A 23,108-nucleotide genomic window follows, 5' to 3' on the forward strand; every position below is an offset into this window, starting at 1 on the left:
ACCTGCACCTGCACCTGCACCTGCACCTGCACCTGCACCTGCACCTGCACCTGCAGCGCAGACTACAATGGCTCCAGCGGTTATAACAGCCCCAACTGCAGCTTCTATTCAGCAAACACCTGCTGCCACTCCTACCCAAGTAGCAGTTACCCCTGCAGGTGGAAAGCCGTACGAAGGTCATGTCAAATGTGAAGGCAGTACCTGTAAAATCGATAGTTTCCTACTCAAAGGTTTTCGTACTTTTGGTCAATGCCAAGTCTGTCATGGGATTGATGGCGGCGGCAGTACCATTGCCCCTAGCTTGTTGCTCAAATTACAACAACTGGATCATGCTACTTTTATAGATCGTGTGACTAATGGCTATAAAGGCCAAATTGGCGTAATGCCCACTTGGAAAGACAATCCGAACATTATGAATAATATCGAGAACCTCTATGCGTATCTGAAAGCACGTTCCGATAATGTTATTCCAGCGGGCAATCTGGAGCGTTTCTAATGAAGCTCGTTTGCCAACAGAACAAGTCGTCTAAGCTGAAATGGATCGGGTTACAACTGTTTACCTGTGCTGCGCTAGTATTGTCTTGGCCTCTCCAAGCGGACAATACTAGTGCCAGCACAGACTCTGGTGCTTTCTCACCTGCTAACACCCTATTATTTGCTACTAATCACATGCAAGCCGTGCAACCAGAGCAAACCCTAGTTTATGACCTGCAACAATCGGGCAGTATGGTTGAAGCCATTAAAGACACCGTCACTATGAAATTAACTGCAAAAGATGCAAGTCATAAGGAAACCACAATTGAGTTTATGACTGGTGAGCGTAATCGTTGGGTACCACCTTTTACTGATCCCGAAGGTAATCCGGTTTTAATGCTATTTCTGCAAACGGACATTCACGATATGGAGCGCATTAATGGGGGGCAATGGCGACATTTTCAAAAATATATCAAGTTTGCACTCGAGAAATCCGATGTAAGTGAAATGAGTTTTAACTATGCTGGCAAAACCCTAAAAGGTAAAAAAGTCAGTATTCAACCTTATCTAAATGATCCAGATAAAGGCAAATTTAATAACCAAGCTTTCGTGAATAAACATTATGAATTTATTGTGTCTGCCGAAATACCGGGAGGCATTTATAAAATCGTGACTGATGTACCTGGCGCGAGCGCTGATCAACCCGTCGCGCATAAAGAATTATTGCTGCGTGCTCCCTAAGGAACAGCAATAAACCGACCTATTTAGGTCATACTTGTAAGTTAACTAGGAGAACTTGTAATGAAAAAGTGGACTAAACCCAGCTACAAAGATATGCGTTATGGCTTTGAAATCAATCTATATATTTTAAATCGTTAAGAGAAGCTTCCACTGTCCTCCTTAAACAGGGGTAAGTTAAATTGAGAAAGATCAGCATGCGCATTAGCTTAAGTTTAAAACTTTGGCTGCTTAGCTTGCTGCTCGCCTTTTGCTCTTTGCAGACGCTTAGCTTTCCTGCTAGTGCGTCTGCACCGCCTAAAATCGCGGTTCTAGAATTTGAACTGCATGATTTCACACAATTGCCTACCCCTCCTGAAGAATTGGAGCGTACTCAGGCAGCACAAAACATCTTAGCTGAAGCCTTACAAGCTGCAGGTTATCACTTGGTAGCCACAGACAAGCAGCTACAAACCCAAGCTAATCAAGGGTTCGGTTATTTAGTTAATCACCCCGCTAAAGCTGCCGAGCTTGGTAAAGCCTTACAAGCTGATTATGTGTTAGTGGGGCGCGTGCAAAAACCCAGCTTCTTATTTGCCTATTTAATAGTGCAAGTGATTGAGGTTAAAACCGGTAAACCATTGGTCGAATTCAGCCGTGAAGCTAAAGGCGAGACAATGGGAGCCACTCGCCGCGCTTTACTGCAAATTGCGGCTGAAATCCCTAAAATCTTGCCTGAGGCTACCGCTACCAATCAGAAAGCATCTTTAAACTTTAGTGCACCGATTTATCAAAAAAATACGTTAAAAGACTTTGATACCGTTATTGATGATTTACTATTTGCCATTAGCCAACACAATTTTCGCTTAACCGAACAAGCCACTATTGGACAAGCGATTGCTGCGCGCGAAGAAAAAAGCTTTCCAAAACTAACTGTCCTACATTTTTGTAACCTCACTTATGCGCAAGCGCTATTGGAAAAAAATATTGCCTCACCTTTACACATGCCCTGCCGCATTAGTGTGCGCCAAATAAATAATCAAGTTGTGATTGAAACTCTATTACTACCGAATAATGCTGCCGAACAAGCTTTTGTAGATGAAATTAACCAAATCCTGCAAGAAATTGTCAATACTGGAGCAGCCTAATTCTTTTCCTGCCTTAGCCTAACAAGGAGTAAGCCAATGTCATTCAGTGCTCATAAAATCCAAACAATTACTAGCCGTCTATTGGGTGCTTTAGCTTTAACTTATTGCACAGTTGGCAACTCCCTTGCAGACACCACGCCACCAGCAAATGATTATCCGACCCAAGCACGTGTTGAATATGTGTTTGGCTGTATGAATAAATATGGCGGCGAAAATTATGATCATATGTATAGCTGTGTCTGTGCCATCGACAAAATCGCTGAGAAAATTCCTTATGCTAATTTCGTGGCTACTAGTACTTTGGCAGTTATGAGCAAAACCTCCGGCGAGCGAGCAGCGGCCTTTCGAGATGCCGGTGGTGGACGTGATGCGATTAAAGCCTTTGAGACTTTTATTGCGGATACTGAATCAAACTGCGGTTTAAAGAAGAAAAAGAAAGCTGTCAGCTAAACGTTTTTAAGTACTCTAGTTCAAGTTCAAAACTTGGGGCAGAGTAATAGTAATCTGCCCCAAATCCTTTAACACTAATTAACGCATCGCTTTAGTTAAACTTGGAGGCCCTTGGAAGCTCTTGCGCACACCTAAGCCCCACCACAAAACCAATAAAACTAAACCTAAAGCAACAATTAGATACAACACTTTATCATTAGGCGGTTGTACACCCACCCAAACCAGCACTAAACCACCGATAGTCGCTAGCACCGCTACAACTTTAGATAAAGCCCCTAAATTAAACGGTCCTTTATGTGTCCAAGTGCGACCTTCTGCCCAAATACCTGCTGCGGTTGGCATGATATACGAGATATATAACAGCACCGCACAACCTGTGGCTAAAACTAAGAAAGCATCGCCATATAGCGTGGCAATAATCGCTGCAACGGCCGCCGTCCAGATCGCGTTGACTGGAGTTTTATACGTATCATGTACTTGCTTTAAGCTATTAGAAAAAGGCAAACCACCATCACGCGCGAAGGCATAAGTCATCCGTGAAGCTGAAGTCACGCAGGCCAGACCACATAAGTAATTGCATACTAAAATACCGGTTGCCAAGATTAATTTTAACCAATACGGCACTGAACCTAACAGAGCATCCAGAAAGCCCACACCCTGCTTCACACCATCAGCTAGGTTTGGCATCACTAATACGAAAGTGCAGACCATGATGTAACCGAATAAGGCTGACCAAAACACAGCATTGATAATCCCTTTTGGCACATTGACAGCAGCCTGCTTCGTTTCTTCTGCGGTATGCGCAGAAGCATCAAAGCCCGTGATGGTGTAGATAGTGAGTAATAAACCTAGCAAAAACACCACTATCACCGATTGATGTTGTGGCCAAACACTGCCTTCAGCACCCGTGAAATTAGTTAAAGTGAATAAGCGCCCGAACTCTAATGGAACCGGCGAATAGATCAACAAACTCGCAATTAGTAAGATGGCTACTACGAAAATTAAATAGCCTGAAATATCCGTTAAGCGAGTTGTCAAACGTATTCCAAAATGATTCAACAAGGCTTGCGAGAGGGTAATCGCCGCAATAAATAACGTCTGATGCCAGAAACCAAAGCCGCTGGTATCTACACCCAGCGTGGGTAAAAACAGGGATTTAAAAAACGGGTCATAGACCCCGAAATTGACTGAAGCAGTAACAAATACCAAGCCGAGTAAATTAAACCAAGCCGCTGTCCAACCAAAGCCTTTCCCACCTAAGATCGAACCCCAATGATATAAACCACCTGCAGTGGGATAAGCAGAAGCAATTTGCGCCATGCCTGCCGCGACTAAACCTGCGAAGCAAGCCCCCACTAACCAACCAATACCAATACTTGCGCCTCCTCCAGCCCCTAAAGCTGAAGGAAAGGCACTAATACCGCCTGCTAAAATACAAATAATTGAAAATGAAATCGCAAAATTTGAAAATGCGCTCATGCGCCGAGATAGCTCTTGCTTATAGCCGATACTCGCTAACAGCTTGGCATCATCATCCAATCTTTCCTCACTCATACTGATCTCCTAAGCCACTGTGGCAGTTTTATTCTAAACCTATCGTATTGATAAAGCTGTAAATAAACTGAGCAAATCCATAAATAAGCCTAATGAAACTCGTAAAAACCTGCTTGACTTGCAGCACTGACTCGTTCGCAATAAAAAGCTTAAAGACGCTCTAAATAGGCTACACCACCTAATTGCCGCATTTGCCGCAAAATGAAGCGTTGGCGCTTTTGAATATAGCGTGAGGGCTTCACTACACTATATACTTCGGGCAAAGGCAACACTGCCGCTAATAAAGCTGCATCGGCTTCGGATAGTTTTGCAACAGGCTTTTTGAACAAGAAATCACTAGCAGCTCCTACCCCATAATCCGCTGCACTGAATTGGGCAATATTTAGATAAACCTCAAGAATGCGATCCTTACTCCATAGGGTTTCAATGAGAACCGCTAAACCCCACTCCATGCCTTTGCGCACATAACTACGTCCACCCCAGAGAAATAAATTCTTCGCCACCTGCTGAGTGATGGTACTACCACCACCATTCGACTCACCCTCTAAAGCGGCTTGAATTGCGCGCTCGGTTGCCCCACGATCAATCCCCCAATGCTCAGGAAATAGCTGATCCTCTGCAGCCACCGCAGCGAGTGCTACTTGTGGCGGAATCTCCTCCATACTCACCCAATGATGATGCACGCTTGGCACTGAGTCATCGAACCAAGATACTACCGATTGTTGCAACATAAAAGATGAAGTGGGTACTGGGGCTACACGAAAAATGAGCAACAGCAGGACAACGAGCAGAAACAATAAAAGTGGAATCCGCCATAACCAATGCAGATAAGTTAATTTAAAGCGAGGTAATGCCAACAAAGCCGAAGTTTATCCTAGAAAAATAGACACTCTAACCAATTCACTGCGTGGGGACAATCGGTGCTTTTACCAAAGCTGTGTCACCACACTACCGCAAAGACGTATTCAATAATAAAGCCATTTGCTCAGCGCAGGGAGCAAAATCTTGATGCTGAGTCGCAAGGTTTGATAATAAGCCGAATTGAGTTTCAATCGCTGACTCTACCTCTGAGTCGATTTGCTCAATCATTTTTAGACTCAAGCCACAATGCTGGCGAGCAAACTGGTGCAATATTTTACGCTTAGGCCAGCGCTTAGAACCTGATAATAACAGAGCCATAGAGTCTTTTGGTAAATAAGGCACTGTACTAACAATATCAAATACTGGTGCTAACTTACGCTCGACTTCAGGCAAAGTTCCAGTCTGATAATCGGCTAGTGAAGAATACAAGACGCCATAATTTTTTAAATGTGCATCCCCATTGCGTACTCGCACATTCAAATAAGTGAGTTTATAAAAATCAACTAAGGCTTGAGTTTGTTGATTAGGGGAAACAAACTGACGAATAGTGTGAGTACAAGCCTCTAAAGAACTATCATACTTAGCTCTGGTAGGCTTTCCCTGCAAAACACAAAAATCCTCAAAACCTAATGCAACACCTTCACAGGTTAAATCAAAACGCTCATTAATCAGTAATTGGGCATTATCACTCAAATAGAAATTAGAGACCTCCAAACCTGCTGCACGTGCAATGCTTAAGCACACATATTCATTGCAAGCCAAATGCGGATAATCCTCTGCCCAGGTTTTCACAATATAATGTCTCAAAGGCAGAGTGAGATGCTGTTGCAAGGGCATGAGTACTTTAGGTTGTACCCCAGCGACCCCTGAATGCGTCGCATAACGCACAAGTAATTGCGCAAATAGATCTTCGTCCGTGCTGCTCACTAATTGATTTAAGGTGAGCGGCTGGTCTCTTGGAAAGGCCAAGGGCTGACCCGCCACACTATAAGCTAAACGTCCAATTTGGTGACGGCCTAATAAAGCCAATAAACTTAAATCATCACTACCATAGTGCTTCGCCGTCATTTGCTCCAAAACCCAACGCAAAGCACCTTCGGGTAGATTCATTTGAAAAATGGGATGTAACTCAGGGTATTGATAACTGGCTACCCGCAAAGGCATGGTAAGTGATAGTGCATCGCTTGTGCGAGCCTGATAACTAAAGGTATGCTGGTTAGCTTCTTTTTGTAACTGTCCAATAAATGCGGGCGCGTCAGTATGCTCTAAATAGACATCAATATCCGCCATACAGACCTCGCAACTCATCCAAGGTTGGCAAGCTTTTATCCCGATAACATAACTCTTTACCTAATACATTAAGCACCATTTCTACCTTACGAATGCCTAAATCGGAGTAGTCATTACGCTCTAAAGCTCCAATGGTAGTACGGTCTAAACCACATAAGTCGGCTAACTGCTGCTGAGTTAAACCTTGAGTACGGCGAGCTTGGCGAATAGCTTGGCTTAGTGCTGCTAACATGATGAATATAGCTATCAAAATTTAGATTTTTAGTGAAATTGATGAATATATACATCATTGTCGTTTTTTTGTAAATAAGCCAAAGCCTATCATTCAACCTAGATGTTCAAGCAAAACAAAATTTACAACAGCAGTTACCTCAAGAGGCTAGAGCTTCACCCCTCGCTACACTATACCTAGTGTGCCTAAATTATTACCTCATCGAATCGATTAATGGCTATTTTTTTAAACTCAATGATGCTTCAAATAGCCGTTGGTCATCTGTATAATCTTGAATAAATCCTAAGCATCGCCGAAAAAGCCATATGAATACAGCACCTTACCCTACAACACTAATTCCGTATAGTTTTACTATACAGAGCTTTTATGTATAACTGGTTAGACATAGTTTCTGTCTAATAAACTGTTGGTTGCGATAGCAAGACCAATTTATTGATTTGAAAGACAAATCTCAGATTATAAGAAGAAGCTGAAAAAAGCAAAAAAACATGCTATTCAGTTAAGACTAGAAATTCTTCAAAACGTAGTTATTGACAGAAATTTCTAGTCTTAACTGAATTCATGATGCTTTTGCAGCAGACTCCTTTAATTCCGATTTGTCGGTGTAGAATTCAATAAACGGAGTTCTTATAACTATCTCGCAAGCAACCAACAAGTCGCTGAGTCAGAAACTGGCTATGCCAGTTCTGCTCAGCTATTTTCGTTAAGTAATGTTGCCTTTTCTTTGCTTACCGCAAAAGGGTTGTAGTGCTAGAAGCAGTGGTTATTGCTTCTTCAGCAGTGTTAAAGATGTCGTGATTAAGTCTGTTGAGATAGCTCATGAGATGCTTCACTGGAGAACAAATCCCAAAATTTGGGACATTACGAACACCTATCCTGTTAAGTCTACTTTCATACTGATATAGCTTCAAATCTTAGCCTTAGGGCTATGTCCCATTTAATTTAGATACTTTCAAATACCACTTCGTTATACACCTTTTGCATATCAGTTTGTTTCACTTCTAAGGTGATTTACCTTTCTTCGTAGTTCCCATTTGTGGCAATACTTCTTTTCATGTAAGAGCATTCGTAATCCCCTTCGGGTCTTACTCATAGAGCACCCTTGTCTTCATTCCGAGAGTGCTCAGTCAAAGTAAATAATAAAACTACTCGTTCATTCGCTAATCTTCGTTTCATGTTCTCGCTATCGCTTCACATTCAACTCAGGCTCATTCACTCCCTACGCTTTATTATTGACTTCGCCTTCCGCTTCTCTACATTACGTCAAGGAGTTAAAGATAAGAGCATTCAACAACACACTACGTGTCTTGTTTCACAAAGATAAGAGCAGTTCAACAACACACTACGTGTATTGTTTCACCTAAAAGCATATCCTAGGTTGCTTTGAGCAACATGTCCCTTCGGGAAGTTATTAGTTCTTTTTACTTAGTTATATTTCCTATTGGATATAATTATTTTTCTATAGGAGTAGAAGATGTTGTAGTTCTTTTTCTTTTTAGTAAAAGGGATACATTTCTAAAGGATGTTATTAGTTTGTTGCTAAGGCAACTAAGATACGTCTCTAAGAGCTATAAGTTTCTCTCTTCTCTTACGATTCGAGAGAGCAATACTGGGAGAAATAGACTTATTGTTTACTGGTCAGTGTCTTCTTATTGGTTGTCATTCTGGATACTTCAATATAGAACACTGGAAAATCAGTGGATGTGCATCAAGTGTGATTATAAGGAGCTTCAGAAACCCCCCAGAAATTATTTTTAATAATTCCTGTGGTGAACCCAGTCATTAATCTCAGTCGTTTCTCTCCTTCGTTTAATTTCCTTCCCCCCTTTCAGAGGGATAAGTTTTTATAAATCTTGTCAAGAGGTAAAACAACAAGTTTCTGACGAACAGTATCAATATATCTCTTTGGAGATATAGATAGGTAGTGTCTTTATATCTCTTTAGGGATATATAAGATAATAAATGAAGTTGTTATCTATTTTTTTAGATAAGCATTTATATGGTTTATTTATTTGTTTTCCTATAGGGAAACTCAAGGGGCGTTTTTGTTTTATTTTTTACTTAAAGTAAGAAGGTTATGGCCGTTTTTCTTATTCTGTCGATTCGACAGGAATAGAATTAGGATTCAGAACGATGTAAACCGACGAACGGTAGTATAAAAGGTAGTCTTTAGACCTTTCTCACTTAGCTTATGGCATTATCTCTATGTTTGCACTCAGCTTCAAAGCCTTATGTGATATAGGTTGTAGCCCTATCGCATCTATGTTTGCACTCAGCTTCAAAGCCTTATGTGATATAGCTACTCAGATTTGAGCTGCACGGTAAGATACAACTTCTATGTGGGTGCATCAGCTTCAAAGCCTTATGTGATAAGGGTTGTAGCCCTATAACATTGTGCACAGTGCATTAGGTGTCTAGAATCTGTTAACTGATAAGCTCCCTTTACTTCTAATGTAATCTGGGATTCCTGTTGCTGCTGCTAAAGCAAATCCACCGATGCCAGCTCCTATGGCTACTGTTTCTTTTAGTATCTTATTAGGAATAGGTAATTTCTTTGCTGTCGTTTAGGCCGCATAACCTGCACCAGTTTCAATACTTGATGATATTGCTTCTCTTACTGGGCTTTTATCTTCTTTATAAGCTAAGAAGGAACTAAGTCCTATGAGTCCTAACGTTATGCCAGTAGGCTTTAGGTAATCTGGTATTTTCATTTGGTTGTTTCCTTTCTGAAAGAAAAAAAAGGATAAAGCATTTTTCCCTTATCCTATTTTGTTTATTAGTATATAAGTGTTTCCTATTATTAGAGTTTTCTAATAGTGTAATTCTCTATATTCCGAAGCACTTAAACTGTTATTTTAGTTATCGTTTTAAACAATCCTTCTTTGCTTGTAATGACTTTAGAATCAATTAGAAATGATAGAGTATCTTGAATTTTTGTTCTTTTTTCTAACTGGTCAGCAGAAGCTGTATCCCAATCTGATACACCTATCTTATTTGAAATAGCATTAGCAATATTGATGAAATGATAAAATCTGTAGGATTCTCCTACCATTGTTGCATATGCATGTCTCAATTTATTCCATGCATCTGATGATTCTATCCGTTTTTCCAGAATCTTGTGTTCTAAGAATTGTGTATAGATTTCTACTTCAAGGTCTGAATCCATCCATGCTGCGAGTTTTAAGGCGATTAATGGATGTCCCCATGAGCCGCCATACCTTCCACGTTTGTTCTTTATAACAGTAAGGTTTAAGGAATCACGGTTAGCTACTATGCCATCTATGATTTCTAATTCTGCGGAATCCGCAGAAATAGAATTAGCTAAATTTTCTTTTCTTTGAATACTTAGGAAGAATTCGTTCACTGAAGGAGAACGTAGAAAATGTTCTAATCCTTTTTCTGGAAATCCTTTTGCTATTCTTACTTGGTTTCCCATTTCATGAATATCGTTTAGCCGAACCATATTATCTTTCCAATTTGCTGAAAGATTAAAATCTTCTGGTAAATAATTTTCTACCTTTATATTTATATTTTGGATATAATTACTCATTATTGTAATACCTATTGAGATTTGCTTTCTAAGGTAATCTCACTAACCTTTGTAAGGACTACTGATTGTTGAGCATTAGTCCTTTTTTTTATCTATTCTTGTATTAAGTAAATAATTAAAATAATATTTTGCTTCCTTATTCTCAACTTAAATAGAATTAATCATTTGTCAATACCCTTTTAGTCTGTTTTCTAACTTAATTTAAGAATATAGTTTTATTCTTTTAATTATTTTTTTATAGCTCCACTTACTGGGGCTTTTATCTTAAATTTAATAATTGTAAAGCCGTGAAATTCACGGTTTATAGTGCTTTTATATTCCCATTAATACTGGGAGTTATGACTCTCATTCCACTTTTTGTCTATACACCTGGTGTGTTTATAACCCTTATGCTCCATAGGGGGTATCACTTCGTTTAGCCCCCACCCACTTTATACTATAGGATTTATTTAAATGAATAAAAATATTGATTCTATTGCTTTATGGAAATTAGTTGCTCATGAAGTTTACTTCTTTTCTAAGTTTGAATTACCAGAAGAATTAATTTCTAAGGGGAATAAGTTATTAGCTTCTTTAAAAAGGAGAATTATGCATATTGCTTCTGAGCATGTAGATATTCGCATATCTGAAAAGTCAGCTTTACGAGCTGTGTTTGAATACAATCAATCTGTGAAGAAAATGACTTCAGTTCAATTAGAATCCATAGACACTATGGTAGGTAGGATTACTACTTTTATGCGAACTAAGGGCTATTCTCGTAAGACTATAGTGGCTTACAGCTACTGGATTAGGAAATACTATTCCTTTTATGGAAAACACCCTTCTGGTTTGGATTCGTCTCACATTACTGGGTTCATTAATCATTTAGTTAATCAAGAACAGGTTTCTATTTCTACTCAGAGAGTAGCATTTAATGGAATTATGTTTCTGTATAACAAGTTTTTGAATATTGAATTAGATAAAATGGAGAATTTAAAGTTATCTTCTAAGCCGGTTAAGCTACCTACGGTTCTAAATAAAATGGAACTGAAGAATCTGTTTGCTCAACTGAGTGGAACTCATTTACTGATTACTAAACTTCTCTATGGAACAGGTATGCGCCTTATGGAGTGCATGACACTCCGTATTAGAGACCTAGACTTCGAGAGAAATGAGATTCACATACATAGTGGGAAAGGAGCAAAAGATAGAGTTGTAATGCTTCCAGCTAATATTGCTTCAGAATTGAAGGATCAGGTGGCTGCTGTAGCACTACTTCACCTGAAGGATACGAAAATAGAGGTCTCTGTTCAGATACCCTTTTTAAAAGGTTCAAAGCTTGTCAGTAAGCAAAAGGAGTTAGGCTACAGGTATCTATGGCCTGCTTCTCGTCCATTTGTTGATAAGCAAACCGGTGGCTGTTATAGACACCATTTACATGAAACTGTTGTTCAACGTGCTCTTCATAGTGCTGGTATCAAAGCAGGTATCAGGAAGAGTGTTTACCCCCATTGCCTGAGACATACCTTTGCTACTTCACTACTAGAGCATGGGTATGACATTAGGTCTTTACAGGAACTGATGGGTCATACTGACCTGAAGACCACTTCTGTCTATTTGCATATCGTTAATAAAGGTGCAAATGGATGCCTTTCTCCTTTAGATTTTTAACTTTTAATAGGATTATTTTAAATGAATAAATTGTATAAGTTTATGGTATCTGCTTTTACTTCTGTAAAGCAAACCGTTGTAGCTATTGATGATTTTCTTTTTCCTTATTTTTCTAAGTATCTTTATGTACCAGTTTTAAGAACTGTAATAGTAGTCTTAGATGCCATTATTGCTACTAACAACTGGTTTAAGAAACGCTTAGAAAGAGCACCAGCTCCTATTAGATGGCTCTATAATAATGGAGTTCTTCTTTTTATTGAGAAGACATATCTTTCATTAGTTTTTGGAACTAAAAGGAAAATTATTAAGGCCATTGTTAAATGGTTAAAATTGACCTTTGGGCTTACAAGTAGGTTTGCCTACACCTTAGTGGTTATAGTTTTACTTATGCTTCCAGTGGTCATTTGGCTGGCCTATGATTCAATGTTTAAACTTAACAAAGAGATTGCTCCAGACAACTTCGTTGCTGGAGAATAATATACGTTAGATTTTAAATCTCCCTACCCTAAACAATCATTTTGGAGACAAAGATGATTAAAATTGTTCTGAACTTCCTGTTTTTAGCTGCACTCATTTTCTCAGAAAATATATATGCTAGCCAACTAATTGATAAGCTAAAAACAGGTGTAAATATAGCGGAAGATGCAGTTACTCTTTTTAAAGGGGTGTTAGACTTCGTTGACAGCAAAGAAGATATATCAAAATCAATAGAATATAAAAATGACACGATTTCCGTTAAAGAGAATAATACCGAGCCACCTACCGAAAATAAAAAACTTTCTGATGATTTTAGACAATTGGCATGGGCAAAAGCAAAATCCAATGATCATATAGCTGCACTACCTGCTTACAGAAGATCATTAGAACTTGATGCTAATAATGCAAGCTCATGGCACGGCTATGGATGGAGCCTTTCCGAACTTGGTCTATATGATCAAGCTAAAAATGCTTTTTTAATATCACTAAAACTTAGAAAAAGCGATGAGTCTTGGCGTTATCTTGGCTGGAATTATGAAAGACAAGGCTTACTAAACGAAGCAAAAGAATCTTATGTTGAAGCACTGGTATTAAACAGGAATAATAAAAAAGCCCAATACGCGATTGACCATCTCAATGGAAAGCCTCAGAAAACAAATAAAACATCATGGTTTGCAATTCAAACAGCAGCATTCACTTCCGAAAATAGTGCCCAACTTGAATTACAAAAAATAAAGACTATTTTCAATGATTCCCAAGTACTTAAAGTAAAAGACAAGCATTGTATTTTGATTGGCAATTACCCTACAAAAGGACAAGCTATTGAGGCAAAGGCCGTGCTAGAAAAAACACATCCTGAAGCTAAAGATTTTTACGTTAAAGAAATCTAACAACTCATTCGACGACGGACGCGGTGACAACCCGCGATTCTCGACAACTTACTCCCTGCCGCGCCCGTCAGCCATGACGTTGGCGGGGGCTATGACAAATAAGCGTCACCAGATTGATAAGTTGATAAAAAATGGGTTCGTCATACGCTAACGCGGGAAATGCTGTGCCAGATTTAAACACTGAAAAATAGAACTGGTACACCGCGCTGATGCGCGGTGAGCCAAAACCGCCAACCCAATCACCGAAACATAAGAATTGATGCCAACTGAACGAAAATCTCGCCGCATAGACACGCGATGAAGGAAAATCAGTTACTTAACCAGCGAAAAAATGAGACAGTTGTACAAAATGCGAATAAATTCCGCCCTTGATGACACTACAAAATGTATATACACTTCAAGGCATGAGATTCACATGATCAGAGACAAAACGTGCAATCAATACAAAATCACATGGGCTTGATTTTGTTGATGCGCCTCGCGTGTTTGAGGGTCTCACCCTCACTTTTGAAGATGACAGGTTCGAGTACAGCGAGCAGCGCTTTATTACTCTTGGTTTACTTACTGGTGTGGTGGTTTCCATTGTCCACACGGAAGATGAGCATGAAATTCGCATCATACCCTTCCGCAAAGACACCAAACAAGAAGAGGTGATTTATTATGACTCAATCCAATACTGATTGGGTTCGCCTTGCGTCAGGTACTCAAGGTGAGCCAACAGAAGAACATCCCGAAGCAGAGGTTCGTCATGTTGTCCGTGGTATCGTCCGTCAAGGTTTAAAGCCTTTACCAGCTAAAGCGTCTGTTTCTTTGCGCATAGATCAGGATGTTCTGGAGTGGTTTAAAGCTCAGGGGACAGGCTATCAAACACGCATCAATAGTGTTCTGAGGGCATTCAGGGATGCATCGGTTAATCAATAAGGCTCAGATACAATATTAATGCGCCAACAAGTGGCTCGACGACGGATGCGGTGACAGCCCGCGATTCTTAACGACTTACTCCCCGCCGCGCCCTTCATGTTGACGTTGAGGCTGTAAAAAAACTTCTGCGCCCTTTTTTCTACTTTGAAAATTTACTTAATCCACTCACTGCGCCGGCACAATCCGCGTCTCCACTCGACAATTCCCAGCAATTGCACAAGCCTGTGTCGCCGAAAAAACCCTCAATTGCTCATCTCCTTGATTGGCATGATTCTGAACCATCTGCATGGCTTGCATTTGTATCTGCTGCTGTAACTGCAACTGCTGCAAAATCAAGGCTTGCTGCAGTTGCTGCTCAAGTTGAGCTTGTTGCGCTGAACTTAGCGTGTTTGCAGAGATAGCCGCTTGTTTTTTCGGTTCACAAGCCTGTAAACCCCAGCACATGACTACTACTAATAAGGTTTTTAGATAAGAATACATGCCTTAACTCCTTGGCCTTGGGGAAGATTTCTCAGCGGTGTGGGGATCATGCTACTATCCGCGCTCTCGCAACTGGGGAAAATCCATGACAGCGGCTCTAGCAATAACCAATTTACGCAAAACTTACGATAACGGCTTTACAGCGCTCAAAGGGATTAACTTGAGCGTACAACAAGGCGACTTCTATGCGCTATTGGGCGCGAATGGCGCAGGCAAATCCACGACGATTGGTATTATCAGCTCCTTAGTCAATAAGACGTCTGGTACTGTGAGTATCTTTGGTTATGACCTTGATACACAGCGCGAGCTGGCCAAATCCCAAATTGGTTTAGTCCCGCAAGAATTTAATTTCAATGTCTTCGAGCCAGTCGGAGAAATTCTGATTAATCAAGGTGGCTATTATGGAATTGAGCGCCCTATTGCCACTGAACGAGCTGAAAGGCTCTTAAAGCAACTGGGGCTTTGGGAAAAACGTAAAGAACAAGCCCGTACTTTGTCCGGCGGGATGAAGCGCCGCCTGATGATTGCCCGTGCCTTAGTGCATGAACCGCGCTTACTCATCTTAGATGAACCGACCGCAGGCGTTGATATTGAGATTCGCCGTTCGATGTGGGAATTTCTCACCGACCTGAATGCATCAGGGATCACGATTATTCTCACCACCCATTATTTAGAGGAAGCCGAAAGCTTGTGTCGGAATATTGGCATTATTGCCCAAGGTCAATTAATCGAAAATACCAGTATGAAAAGTCTGCTAAGTCGTTTAGATACTGAAACTTATGTTTTCGATTTAGTTGAACCCATCCAGCAGATTAAAGAGATGGGGGCTTGCCATTTTGAATTGCGTGACCCCACTACACTCGAAGTGTCTTATCACAAAGAAGATTTCTCTCTGAATCAAATTTTTGCCTTCCTGAATCAGCAAGGTCTACAAGTCTTAAGTATGCGCAATAAAACCAATCGCCTCGAACAACTCTTTCTTGATTTAGTCGAGGGGAATAAAGCATGAATGCTCAACAAAAATGGACAGCCTATTACACGATTCTGATTCGCGAAATTTTGCGCTTCTCACGAATTTGGATTCAAACTATTCTGCCGCCAGTGATCACCACCGCATTGTATTTTATTATTTTCGGGAATTTGATTGGCCCGGCAATTGGTGAAATGCATGGCTTCACTTATATGGAGTTTATCGTCCCCGGCCTGATTATGATGGCGGTGATTACCAACTCTTATGCGAATGTCGTCTCTTCTTTTTATGGGAGTAAATTCCAAGGCAATATCGCCGAAATGCTAGTGTCGCCCGTACCAAATTGGATTATTTTAGCCGGCTTCGTGAGTGGAGGTATTGCACGCGGTATGGCGGTTGGGGCTGCAGTAACGATGGTGTCTTTGATTTTTAGTAAGCTGTATATCGAGCATCTCTTCGTGATGTTTACCATCGGCCTATTGACCTCTACCCTCTTCTCCCTCGCAGGTTTAATTAACGGTGTTTACGCCAAAAGCTTCGATGATATTTCGATTGTACCGACCTTCGTGCTCACACCCTTAACCTACTTAGGGGGTGTCTTTTACTCCATTTCCATGCTACCTGAGATTTGGCAAAAGATTTCACTGCTCAATCCGGTATTATATATGGTGAATGGCTTTCGCTATGGTGTCTTAGGCATTGCTGATATTCCGATTTGGATTAGTTACCTGATTATTTTGGGCTTCATTGCACTCTTAGCTAGCTTTAGTATGTATCTACTCAATCGTGGGATTGGGATTAGAACTTAAGCTTCTTCAGGTGCAGCATGACAAGTGTTAGTCGATCAATAGGAGGCAGCGATGTGGGATAGTATCTGCTCCTTACTTCTAAACTTCAGTGTTCAGCTCGCCGCTTGCCAAGTTGCTACTCCGAGTTTAAATGGCTATGTTGAAACCGAAGCCTTACACATATCCGCCACCACCAGTGGGCGCATCAAGCAAATGTATGTGAATACTGGCGACCCAGTGGCTAAAGATCAGCCCTTATTCACCTTAGACTCTGAAGCGATTCGCTCCCCCAAAATAGCTCAAGTGGAAAAGCGTTATTACCAAGCGGAAGAATGGGTGAATGCAGGTACGCCCGTTTTAAGCTTGATTGCCCCCGATCAATATAAAATCCGCTTTTTCTTACCAGAAATCGCTCTTGGTAGCCTTAAAGTAGGTGATCCACTCCAATATGAATGCGATGGCTGCCCAACGATACAACAAGCCACGATTCGCTTTATTGCTAACTCAGCCGAATACACACCGCCTGTACTTTATACTAAAGAACAACGCGCTAAATTAGTCTATCTCGTTGAAGCTAGCCCCGCAGACACCAGCCATTTGCATGCGGGACAGCCTGTGAGTATTTGGCTCACTCCTCCAGCTACTCAGTAGCCATGAGCAGCTCCAGCGAATACGCGATTGAAGTTGCAAATCTCACCAAGCGCTTTGGCGATAAAGTGGTGGTTGATCAATTATCCATGCAGGTGCGTAAGGGGGAAATTTACGGATTTCTAGGCCCGAATGGCTCTGGCAAAACCACCTCGATTCGGATGATGTGTGGCTTATTAACCCCCGATGGTGGAACAGGACAAACTTTAGGCTTAGATATTCTCTCCCAAGCCGCCGACATCAAACGCGAAGTCGGCTATATGACACAGCGCTTTGGCTTATACAGCGATTTAAGCATTCGGGAAAATTTGGACTTTGTAGCACGCGTTTATGCCATGGATCAACGCAAACAGCGGGTGAATACGGCCTTAGAACGTTTAGGCTTAGTCGCACGTCAACAGCAATTAGCCGGTAGTTTATCCGGTGGCTGGAAACAACGTTTAGCCCTCGCTGCTGCGCTTTTACATCAACCTCAATTACTGTTATTAGATGAACCAACCGCAGGGGTTGACCCACAAGCACGACGTGATTTCTGGGAACAAATTCATCAACTAGCCACTGAGGGGATTACTATTTTAGTCTCAACTCACTACATGGATGAAGCGGAGCGTTGTCATCGTTTAAGTTATATTGCCTATGGACGCTTGTTGGCAACCGGCACACCGCAGGAACTCATCGAGCAAAGTGGTTTACAAACTTGGACGGTATCAGGTGCTGCCCTGTCTGAATTGAGCAAGCAACTCCTTGCACTATCGGCTGTTGATATGCACACCCAATTTGGTAATGCCCTGCACATTAGCGGCAAAGATCCACAGGCTTTAGCCCAAGCTTTACAGCCTTTTCAAATTGCTTATCCCCACTATCAGTGGTCAGAAGGTCAGCCCACGCTTGAAGATGTGTTTATTTATCTGATGCAGCAAGCCACCGATAATTTTCAAACTGCAGGCAAGACATGAGCTGGCGACGCTTATGGGCGATGATGCTCAAAGAGTTTATTCAATTGCGCCGCGACCGACTGACTTTCGCCATGATGGTCGGAATTCCAATCATGCAATTGCTCATGTTTGGCTATGCGATTAATACCGACCCTAAGCATCTCAACACCGTTTTAGTAGTTTACGATCAAGGCCGTTTAACGCGGAGTCTGGCGCAGGCCTTACAAAATTCCGGCTATTTTCAGATTGTCAATAATGATGCAAATGCGCAAGTAGCGGCTGACATGCTCGCTAACGGTGAGGCGCAATTTGTTTTGACCATTCCGGCGAATTTTGAACGTGATCTCATTCGTGGCGGTTACCCCAGTTTATTACTTGAAGCTGATGCGGCTGACCCAGCGGCGACGGGCAATGCCATTGCTAGCCTCCAATCCTTAATTCAATCAGCCTTACGCCATGACCTCAATGGAGCCTTAGGCTATTTAGCGCCTCCCACTCATAGCTTTGAATTACGGATTCACCGCTTATATAACCCTGAAGGGATCACTCAATACAATATCGTGCCGGGACTTATGGGGGTGATTCTCACCATGACTATGATTATGATGACCGCTTTAGGGATTACCCGCGAAGTCGAACAAGGCACGATGGAGAATCTCCTAGCCACCCCAATCAAACCTCTAGAAGTGATGATTGGTAAAATCGCTCCCTATATTTTGATTGGCTATGTACAAGTAGCAGTGATTCTACTGATGGCACGGATTTTATTTAATGTGCCTTTTGTGGGCAGTTTGGGCTTATTACTATTCAGCGTAATGGTGTTTATTTTTGCGAATTTAACTATCGGCATTACCATTTCTAGTACGGTGCGTAACCAGACTCAGGCGATGCAAATGAGCTTTTTCTTTTTGCTGCCTTCTATTTTACTATCTGGCTTCATGTTTCCGTTTCGAGGCATGCCACACTGGGCACAAATCATTGGCGAAGTTTTGCCAAATACCCATTTTTTACGTTTAGTGCGAGGCATTATGCTTAAGGGTAATGGCTGGCAGGAAGCTTGGCCGCATCTACTACCGCTTTGTGTATTTATTTTAGTCGTGCTGCTGATTGGGATCAAAAAATTCAGAAAGACTTTAGATTAACAATAACAAGCCTTTCCAAAAAGTTACTGCTAAACAATTTAGGCTCTAAGCCACTAACCGAATCAGGCCACCCACAATCACTAACATGGCTATGATAAGAATATAAACCAACATCCGCGCACTGGCCAAGGGTTCTTTGTGCATGATAGCCTCCTTGTACTTGATGGCTATACTGAATTTTTGTAGTTCTTATTGAGGATGAGGTTTTTTAGTTGCTCCCTCTCCTGCTAATCAGTATATGCCTCGGTCAGTTAGAATCTCTAACTGGCTGATGAGAGGCTAATTGACCTCCTCCCCTCCCCGCGATTCATCCCCACAAGCGCGGAGAACATTATCTGCACCCTAAAGCATCGAAAATCTAGCCCGGTTCATCCCCACAGGCGCGGGGAACATTGGAAGGTCATGCGCTTAAATCGACCTGAACCCGGTTCATCCCCACAGGCGCGGGGAACATCTGGTTTGGTATTCGCCCGTGATTGCCCATTGCGGTTCATCCCCACAAGCGCGGGGAACATTTCGGTATAACGTACCAGCTTTGCTTGTATCCCGGTTCATCCCCACAAGCGCGGGGAACATTATGCGGGTGGGAATGCGGTCATTCAAACTACCGGTTCATCCCCACAAGCGCGGGGAACATTTCGGTATAACGTACCAGCTTTGCTTGTATCCCGGTTCATCCCCACAAGCGCGGGGAACATGGACAAAGACGAAGACAGCCCTAAGCTGAGCATGGTTCATCCCCACAAGCACGGGGAACATCTCTACTGATTGACTTATTGACCCTAAGTCATCGGTTCATCCCCACAAGCGCGGGGAACATTCCGGGAAGACGAAGAGGAGCGATAAGCAGTCCGGTTCATCCCCACAAGCGCGGGGAACATAACCATTGATGAGTAATAAACTATATTTACTACGGTTCATCCCCACAAGCGCGGGGAACATTAAAAAATAGCCGCATCTCTTTTGCTGTTGATCGGTTCATCCCCACAAGCGCGGGGAACATAGCTGTGAAACCTACTACTAAACCCCAGTAAACGGTTCATCCCCACAAGCGCGGGGAACATACTCCACAGATAACCCCTGCTATCGCAAGGGTCGGTTCATCCCCACAAGCGCGGGGAACATGTTGATTGCTTGTCTTTCAGTGTTGATAAGCGCGGTTCATCCCCACAAGCGCGGGGAACATGAGGGATAAAACTAAACTACGTGCGGTCATTGCGGTTCATCCCCACAAGCGCGGGGAACATGTTGCAGCATCCCCTTCTCATCAAACGACCTACCGGTTCATCCCCACAAGCGCGGGGAACATCCAGTTCAATCAGCACGGCCTTAATGCGCTCAACGGTTCATCCCCACAAGCGCGGGGAACATAGCAAAGCGGGAATTGCTGGGATTATCACCTACGGTTCATCCCCACAAGCGCGGGGAACATAAGCAGAATCAGAACAAGAGGCATGGAATCTGCGGTTCATCCCCACAAGCGCGGGGAACATGGTATTCACCCAATCTTCGAGTGAGCCGATGCCGGTTCATCCCCACAAGCGCGGGGAACATAGCAGCATGCCCGCCACGGGTAATGGTTCGGGCGGTTCATCCCCACAAGCGCGGGGAACATTAGTGATTTCTATTAGCTTGTTCTTGGCGATGCGGTTCATCCCCACAAGCGCGGGGAACATTTGTGGTGAGACTTAGCCCTTGGTTAGCTAGGCGGTTCATCCCCACAAGCGCGGGGAACATAGTCCATAACTAGTCAATATAGCGATGAAGCGCGGTTCATCCCCACAAGCGCGGGGAACATCAGCTCAACCCCCTCTTCATGCAAGAGGCAACCGGTTCATCCCCACAAGCGCGGGGAACATCTCTAACCTTGCCATATAGTTTAGAGCCTGTGCGGTTCATCCCCACAAGCGCGGGGAACATAAAGACTGGCAAGCGCGAGGGGCTAACAGATGCGGTTCATCCCCACAAGCGCGGGGAACATGATTTTACGATTGATAGCACTGGCGCTATCAGCGGTTCATCCCCACAAGCGCGGGGAACATCGACGCACTGCAAGTTGAAGTCGACGCGGCTACGGTTCATCCCCACAAGCGCGGGGAACATGGGTCAATCAGCTTCTTCAACCCTTACCACCGCGGTTCATCCCCACAAGCGCGGGGAACATAGCGGCGCTGATCGAGGCTCAAATCTGGACGGCGGTTCATCCCCACAAGCGCGGGGAACATATTTTGATTTCCTGTAGACGTGCCAGCGCATCCGGTTCATCCCCACAAGCGCGGGGAACATTCCCCTGCATCAAATGGGGGGTGTGGCATGAGCGGTTCATCCCCACAAGCGCGGGGAACATAGGAGAATTTATTGGGGTAAAGACTACATATCTGGTTCATCCCCACAAGCGCGGGGAACATAGATCAAATGCTAGAAAATTGCCCATAATGTCCGGTTCATCCCCACAAGCGCGGGGAACATATGTTGATGGAAGGTTTGACAGCGACTGGTGACGGTTCATCCCCACAAGCGCGGGGAACATCGTCAGCCAGCACATCGTAATACTTAACCCGCTGGTTCATCCCCACAAGCGCGGGGAACATAACTGCGTGACAATATCCCCAGTGTTATCGGCTGGTTCATCCCCACAAGCGCGGGGAACATCGGTTTGCTCGACTCCATCCAAAACCGCTTGGCGGTTCATCCCCACAAGCGCGGGGAACATATGGCCGCATTCGTACCATTGCATGATGTCAACGGTTCATCCCCACAAGCGCGGGGAACATTGTAACGTGGCTTTGTACGTTACATCGCCTATCGGTTCATCCCCACAAGCGCGGGGAACATTCCATGCCAGACTCGCCACAGCTTGAACAGGTCGGTTCATCCCCACAAGCGCGGGGAACATAACCATCTTGATGAGCACTGCGTTGGATCCAGCGGTTCATCCCCACAAGCGCGGGGAACATTTCATACATTTCCCACTCGCCGGGGGTGTTTACGGTTCATCCCCACAAGCGCGGGGAACATGGGCTGGATTTATCGTCGCGTGGGTGGTTCGGCGGTTCATCCCCACAAGCGAGGGGAACATTTATCAGTCTCTTCAGATGCCTTAAGGTCAAACGGTTCATCCCCACAAGCGCGGGGAACATATGCCGCTATCCAAGCTTTATGAATGGTATGACGGTTCATCCCCACAAGCGCGGGGAACATCTGTATCACGACATTCATCGTGCCACTAGCGCCGGTTCATCCCCACAAGCGCGGGGAACATCGTTAAGATGCTAATAATTATAAATATAATCGCGGTTCATCCCCACAAGCGCGGGGAACATACTGTGAGAGACACGGCTCACAATATACTCGCCGGTTCATCCCCACAAGCGCGGGGAACATATCGTCTGTGAGTGTATTAGGTTGATCCATGTCGGTTCATCCCCACAAGCGCGGGGAACATGACTGGGCGAAGCTGAAAGACCAGCAAGAGCGCGGTTCATCCCCACAAGCGCGGGGAACATAAAAGGTAAGAGCAATAACGATGAATCTAGAGCGGTTCATCCCCACAAGCGCGGGGAACATTGCGCCAATGTAGCGATTGATCAGCAACCAAGCGGTTCATCCCCACAAGCGCGGGGAACATGTGCTGAGCTGCTCGAGCCTGTTGCTGCATCACGGTTCATCCCCACAAGCGCGGGGAACATTTGCAGTGCGTGCGACGCCCGATATTGGATCTCGGTTCATCCCCACAAGCGCGGGGAACATCTTGGCTGCTAACAGCGACAATTTTAATTTGGCGGTTCATCCCCACAAGCGCGGGGAACATTGTGTTCATTAATATCATCTATCACAGGCATTCGGTTCATCCCCACAAGCGCGGGGAACATAAAAGAGCCAGTATGATTACCTGTGCTCAACACGGTTCATCCCCACAAGCGCGGGGAAC

At 43.3% G+C, this 23,108-nt stretch carries 21 protein-coding genes, 1 pseudogene and 1 CRISPR repeat array (1 of these 23 running past the window's edge); of the genes and pseudogenes, 15 read left to right on the plus strand and 7 right to left on the minus strand.

Annotated elements, in window-relative coordinates:
* The 5 genes from Q0307_RS16490 to Q0307_RS16505 all read left to right on the plus strand — a co-directional run.
* The coding region (locus tag Q0307_RS16490) for a cytochrome c (RefSeq protein ID WP_298662083.1) at positions 1–496 on the plus strand (496 nt) is incomplete at its 5' end.
* Positions 496–1,215 (plus strand): hypothetical protein, encoded by a 720-nt coding sequence (locus Q0307_RS16495; protein WP_298662086.1) that lies wholly within the window; start codon positions 496–498, stop codon positions 1,213–1,215. The genes Q0307_RS16490 and Q0307_RS16495, both read left to right, overlap by 1 nt.
* A 60-nt stretch (positions 1,216–1,275) precedes the next feature.
* On the plus strand, positions 1,276–1,353 hold the full coding sequence (gene pqqA / locus Q0307_RS19100; protein ID WP_366936788.1) for a pyrroloquinoline quinone precursor peptide PqqA: 78 nt from the start codon (positions 1,276–1,278) through the stop codon (positions 1,351–1,353).
* Between the two features lie 56 nt (positions 1,354–1,409).
* Positions 1,410–2,339: a DUF2380 domain-containing protein gene (locus Q0307_RS16500; RefSeq protein WP_298662088.1), complete on the plus strand. Its 930-nt coding sequence runs from the start codon at positions 1,410–1,412 to the stop codon at positions 2,337–2,339.
* Between the two features lie 36 nt (positions 2,340–2,375).
* Positions 2,376–2,789: a hypothetical protein gene (locus Q0307_RS16505; protein WP_298662089.1), complete on the plus strand. Its 414-nt coding sequence runs from the start codon at positions 2,376–2,378 to the stop codon at positions 2,787–2,789.
* Between the two features lie 78 nt (positions 2,790–2,867).
* Here Q0307_RS16505 and Q0307_RS16510 read toward each other — a convergent pair whose 3' ends face one another.
* From Q0307_RS16510 to Q0307_RS16535, 6 genes are all read right to left on the minus strand, one after another.
* Positions 2,868–4,343, minus strand: coding sequence for an amino acid permease (locus Q0307_RS16510; protein ID WP_298662091.1), 1,476 nt, complete (start codon positions 4,341–4,343; stop codon positions 2,868–2,870).
* A 149-nt stretch (positions 4,344–4,492) separates the two neighbouring features.
* Positions 4,493–5,203 carry a monofunctional biosynthetic peptidoglycan transglycosylase gene (gene mtgA / locus Q0307_RS16515; protein ID WP_298662093.1) on the minus strand — a complete coding sequence of 237 codons (711 nt, stop codon included), beginning with the start codon at positions 5,201–5,203 and terminating at the stop codon, positions 4,493–4,495.
* 88 nt (positions 5,204–5,291) lie between these two features.
* Entirely contained in the window at positions 5,292–6,494 is a 1,203-nt protein-coding gene (locus Q0307_RS16520; RefSeq protein ID WP_298662094.1) for a type II toxin-antitoxin system HipA family toxin, read from the minus strand.
* Entirely contained in the window at positions 6,481–6,726 is a 246-nt protein-coding gene (locus Q0307_RS16525) for a helix-turn-helix domain-containing protein (protein ID WP_298662096.1), read from the minus strand. The genes Q0307_RS16520 and Q0307_RS16525 overlap by 14 nt, the downstream gene beginning before the upstream one ends.
* A gap of 2,564 nt (positions 6,727–9,290) precedes the next feature.
* Positions 9,291–9,437 carry a hypothetical protein gene (locus Q0307_RS16530; RefSeq protein WP_298662098.1) on the minus strand — a complete coding sequence of 49 codons (147 nt, stop codon included), beginning with the start codon at positions 9,435–9,437 and terminating at the stop codon, positions 9,291–9,293.
* A gap of 131 nt (positions 9,438–9,568) precedes the next feature.
* A complete protein-coding gene (locus Q0307_RS16535) occupies positions 9,569–10,276 on the minus strand; it encodes a KilA-N domain-containing protein (RefSeq protein WP_298662100.1) in 708 nt (235 codons plus the stop codon).
* Between the two features lie 453 nt (positions 10,277–10,729).
* Between Q0307_RS16535 and Q0307_RS16540 the strand changes: the two genes are divergently transcribed.
* The 5 genes and pseudogenes from Q0307_RS16540 (at position 10,730) to Q0307_RS16560 (ending at position 14,214) form a co-directional block, all read left to right on the plus strand.
* Positions 10,730–11,926, plus strand: coding sequence for an integron integrase (locus Q0307_RS16540; RefSeq protein WP_298662101.1), 1,197 nt, complete (start codon positions 10,730–10,732; stop codon positions 11,924–11,926).
* A gap of 21 nt (positions 11,927–11,947) precedes the next feature.
* Positions 11,948–12,403, plus strand: a complete 456-nt coding sequence (locus Q0307_RS16545) for a hypothetical protein (protein WP_298662102.1) — start codon at positions 11,948–11,950, stop codon at positions 12,401–12,403.
* A gap of 53 nt (positions 12,404–12,456) precedes the next feature.
* A complete protein-coding gene (locus Q0307_RS16550) occupies positions 12,457–13,293 on the plus strand; it encodes a tetratricopeptide repeat protein (protein WP_298662103.1) in 837 nt (278 codons plus the stop codon).
* 434 nt (positions 13,294–13,727) lie between these two features.
* A pseudogene (locus Q0307_RS16555) lies at positions 13,728–13,973 on the plus strand (BrnT family toxin); the annotation flags it as partial.
* Positions 13,954–14,214 carry a BrnA antitoxin family protein gene (locus Q0307_RS16560; protein WP_298662104.1) on the plus strand — a complete coding sequence of 87 codons (261 nt, stop codon included), beginning with the start codon at positions 13,954–13,956 and terminating at the stop codon, positions 14,212–14,214. The pseudogene Q0307_RS16555 and the gene Q0307_RS16560, both read left to right, overlap by 20 nt.
* Before the next feature lie 165 nt (positions 14,215–14,379).
* On the opposite strand, the gene Q0307_RS16565 is transcribed toward Q0307_RS16560, so the two are convergent.
* On the minus strand, positions 14,380–14,694 hold the full coding sequence (locus Q0307_RS16565) for a hypothetical protein (RefSeq protein ID WP_298662105.1): 315 nt from the start codon (positions 14,692–14,694) through the stop codon (positions 14,380–14,382).
* A gap of 85 nt (positions 14,695–14,779) precedes the next feature.
* On the opposite strand from Q0307_RS16565, the gene Q0307_RS16570 reads away from it, so the two are divergent.
* Genes Q0307_RS16570 through Q0307_RS16590 form a run of 5 tightly spaced genes read left to right on the plus strand, consistent with a single transcriptional unit; the run spans position 14,780 to position 19,177 of the window.
* The gene (locus tag Q0307_RS16570; protein WP_298662106.1) at positions 14,780–15,703 is read left to right on the plus strand and encodes an ABC transporter ATP-binding protein; all 924 of its coding nucleotides are present in this window, start codon (positions 14,780–14,782) and stop codon (positions 15,701–15,703) included.
* Positions 15,700–16,473: an ABC transporter permease gene (locus Q0307_RS16575; protein ID WP_298662108.1), complete on the plus strand. Its 774-nt coding sequence runs from the start codon at positions 15,700–15,702 to the stop codon at positions 16,471–16,473. The genes Q0307_RS16570 and Q0307_RS16575 overlap by 4 nt, the downstream gene beginning before the upstream one ends.
* A 51-nt stretch (positions 16,474–16,524) precedes the next feature.
* Positions 16,525–17,103, plus strand: coding sequence for an HlyD family efflux transporter periplasmic adaptor subunit (locus Q0307_RS16580; protein WP_298662110.1), 579 nt, complete (start codon positions 16,525–16,527; stop codon positions 17,101–17,103).
* 2 nt (positions 17,104–17,105) lie between these two features.
* Positions 17,106–18,056 (plus strand): ABC transporter ATP-binding protein, encoded by a 951-nt coding sequence (locus tag Q0307_RS16585; protein WP_298662111.1) that lies wholly within the window; start codon positions 17,106–17,108, stop codon positions 18,054–18,056.
* The gene (locus Q0307_RS16590; RefSeq protein WP_298662112.1) at positions 18,053–19,177 is read left to right on the plus strand and encodes an ABC transporter permease; all 1,125 of its coding nucleotides are present in this window, start codon (positions 18,053–18,055) and stop codon (positions 19,175–19,177) included. The genes Q0307_RS16585 and Q0307_RS16590 overlap by 4 nt, the downstream gene beginning before the upstream one ends.
* A 303-nt stretch (positions 19,178–19,480) precedes the next feature.
* Positions 19,481–23,108: a CRISPR direct-repeat array (repeat unit 29 nt; unit sequence CGGTTCATCCCCACAAGCGCGGGGAACAT) (it continues 2,503 nt past the right edge of the window).

It is taken from the genome of uncultured Thiothrix sp., assembly GCF_937873765.1.
Classification (GTDB): Bacteria; Pseudomonadota; Gammaproteobacteria; order Thiotrichales; family Thiotrichaceae; genus Thiolinea.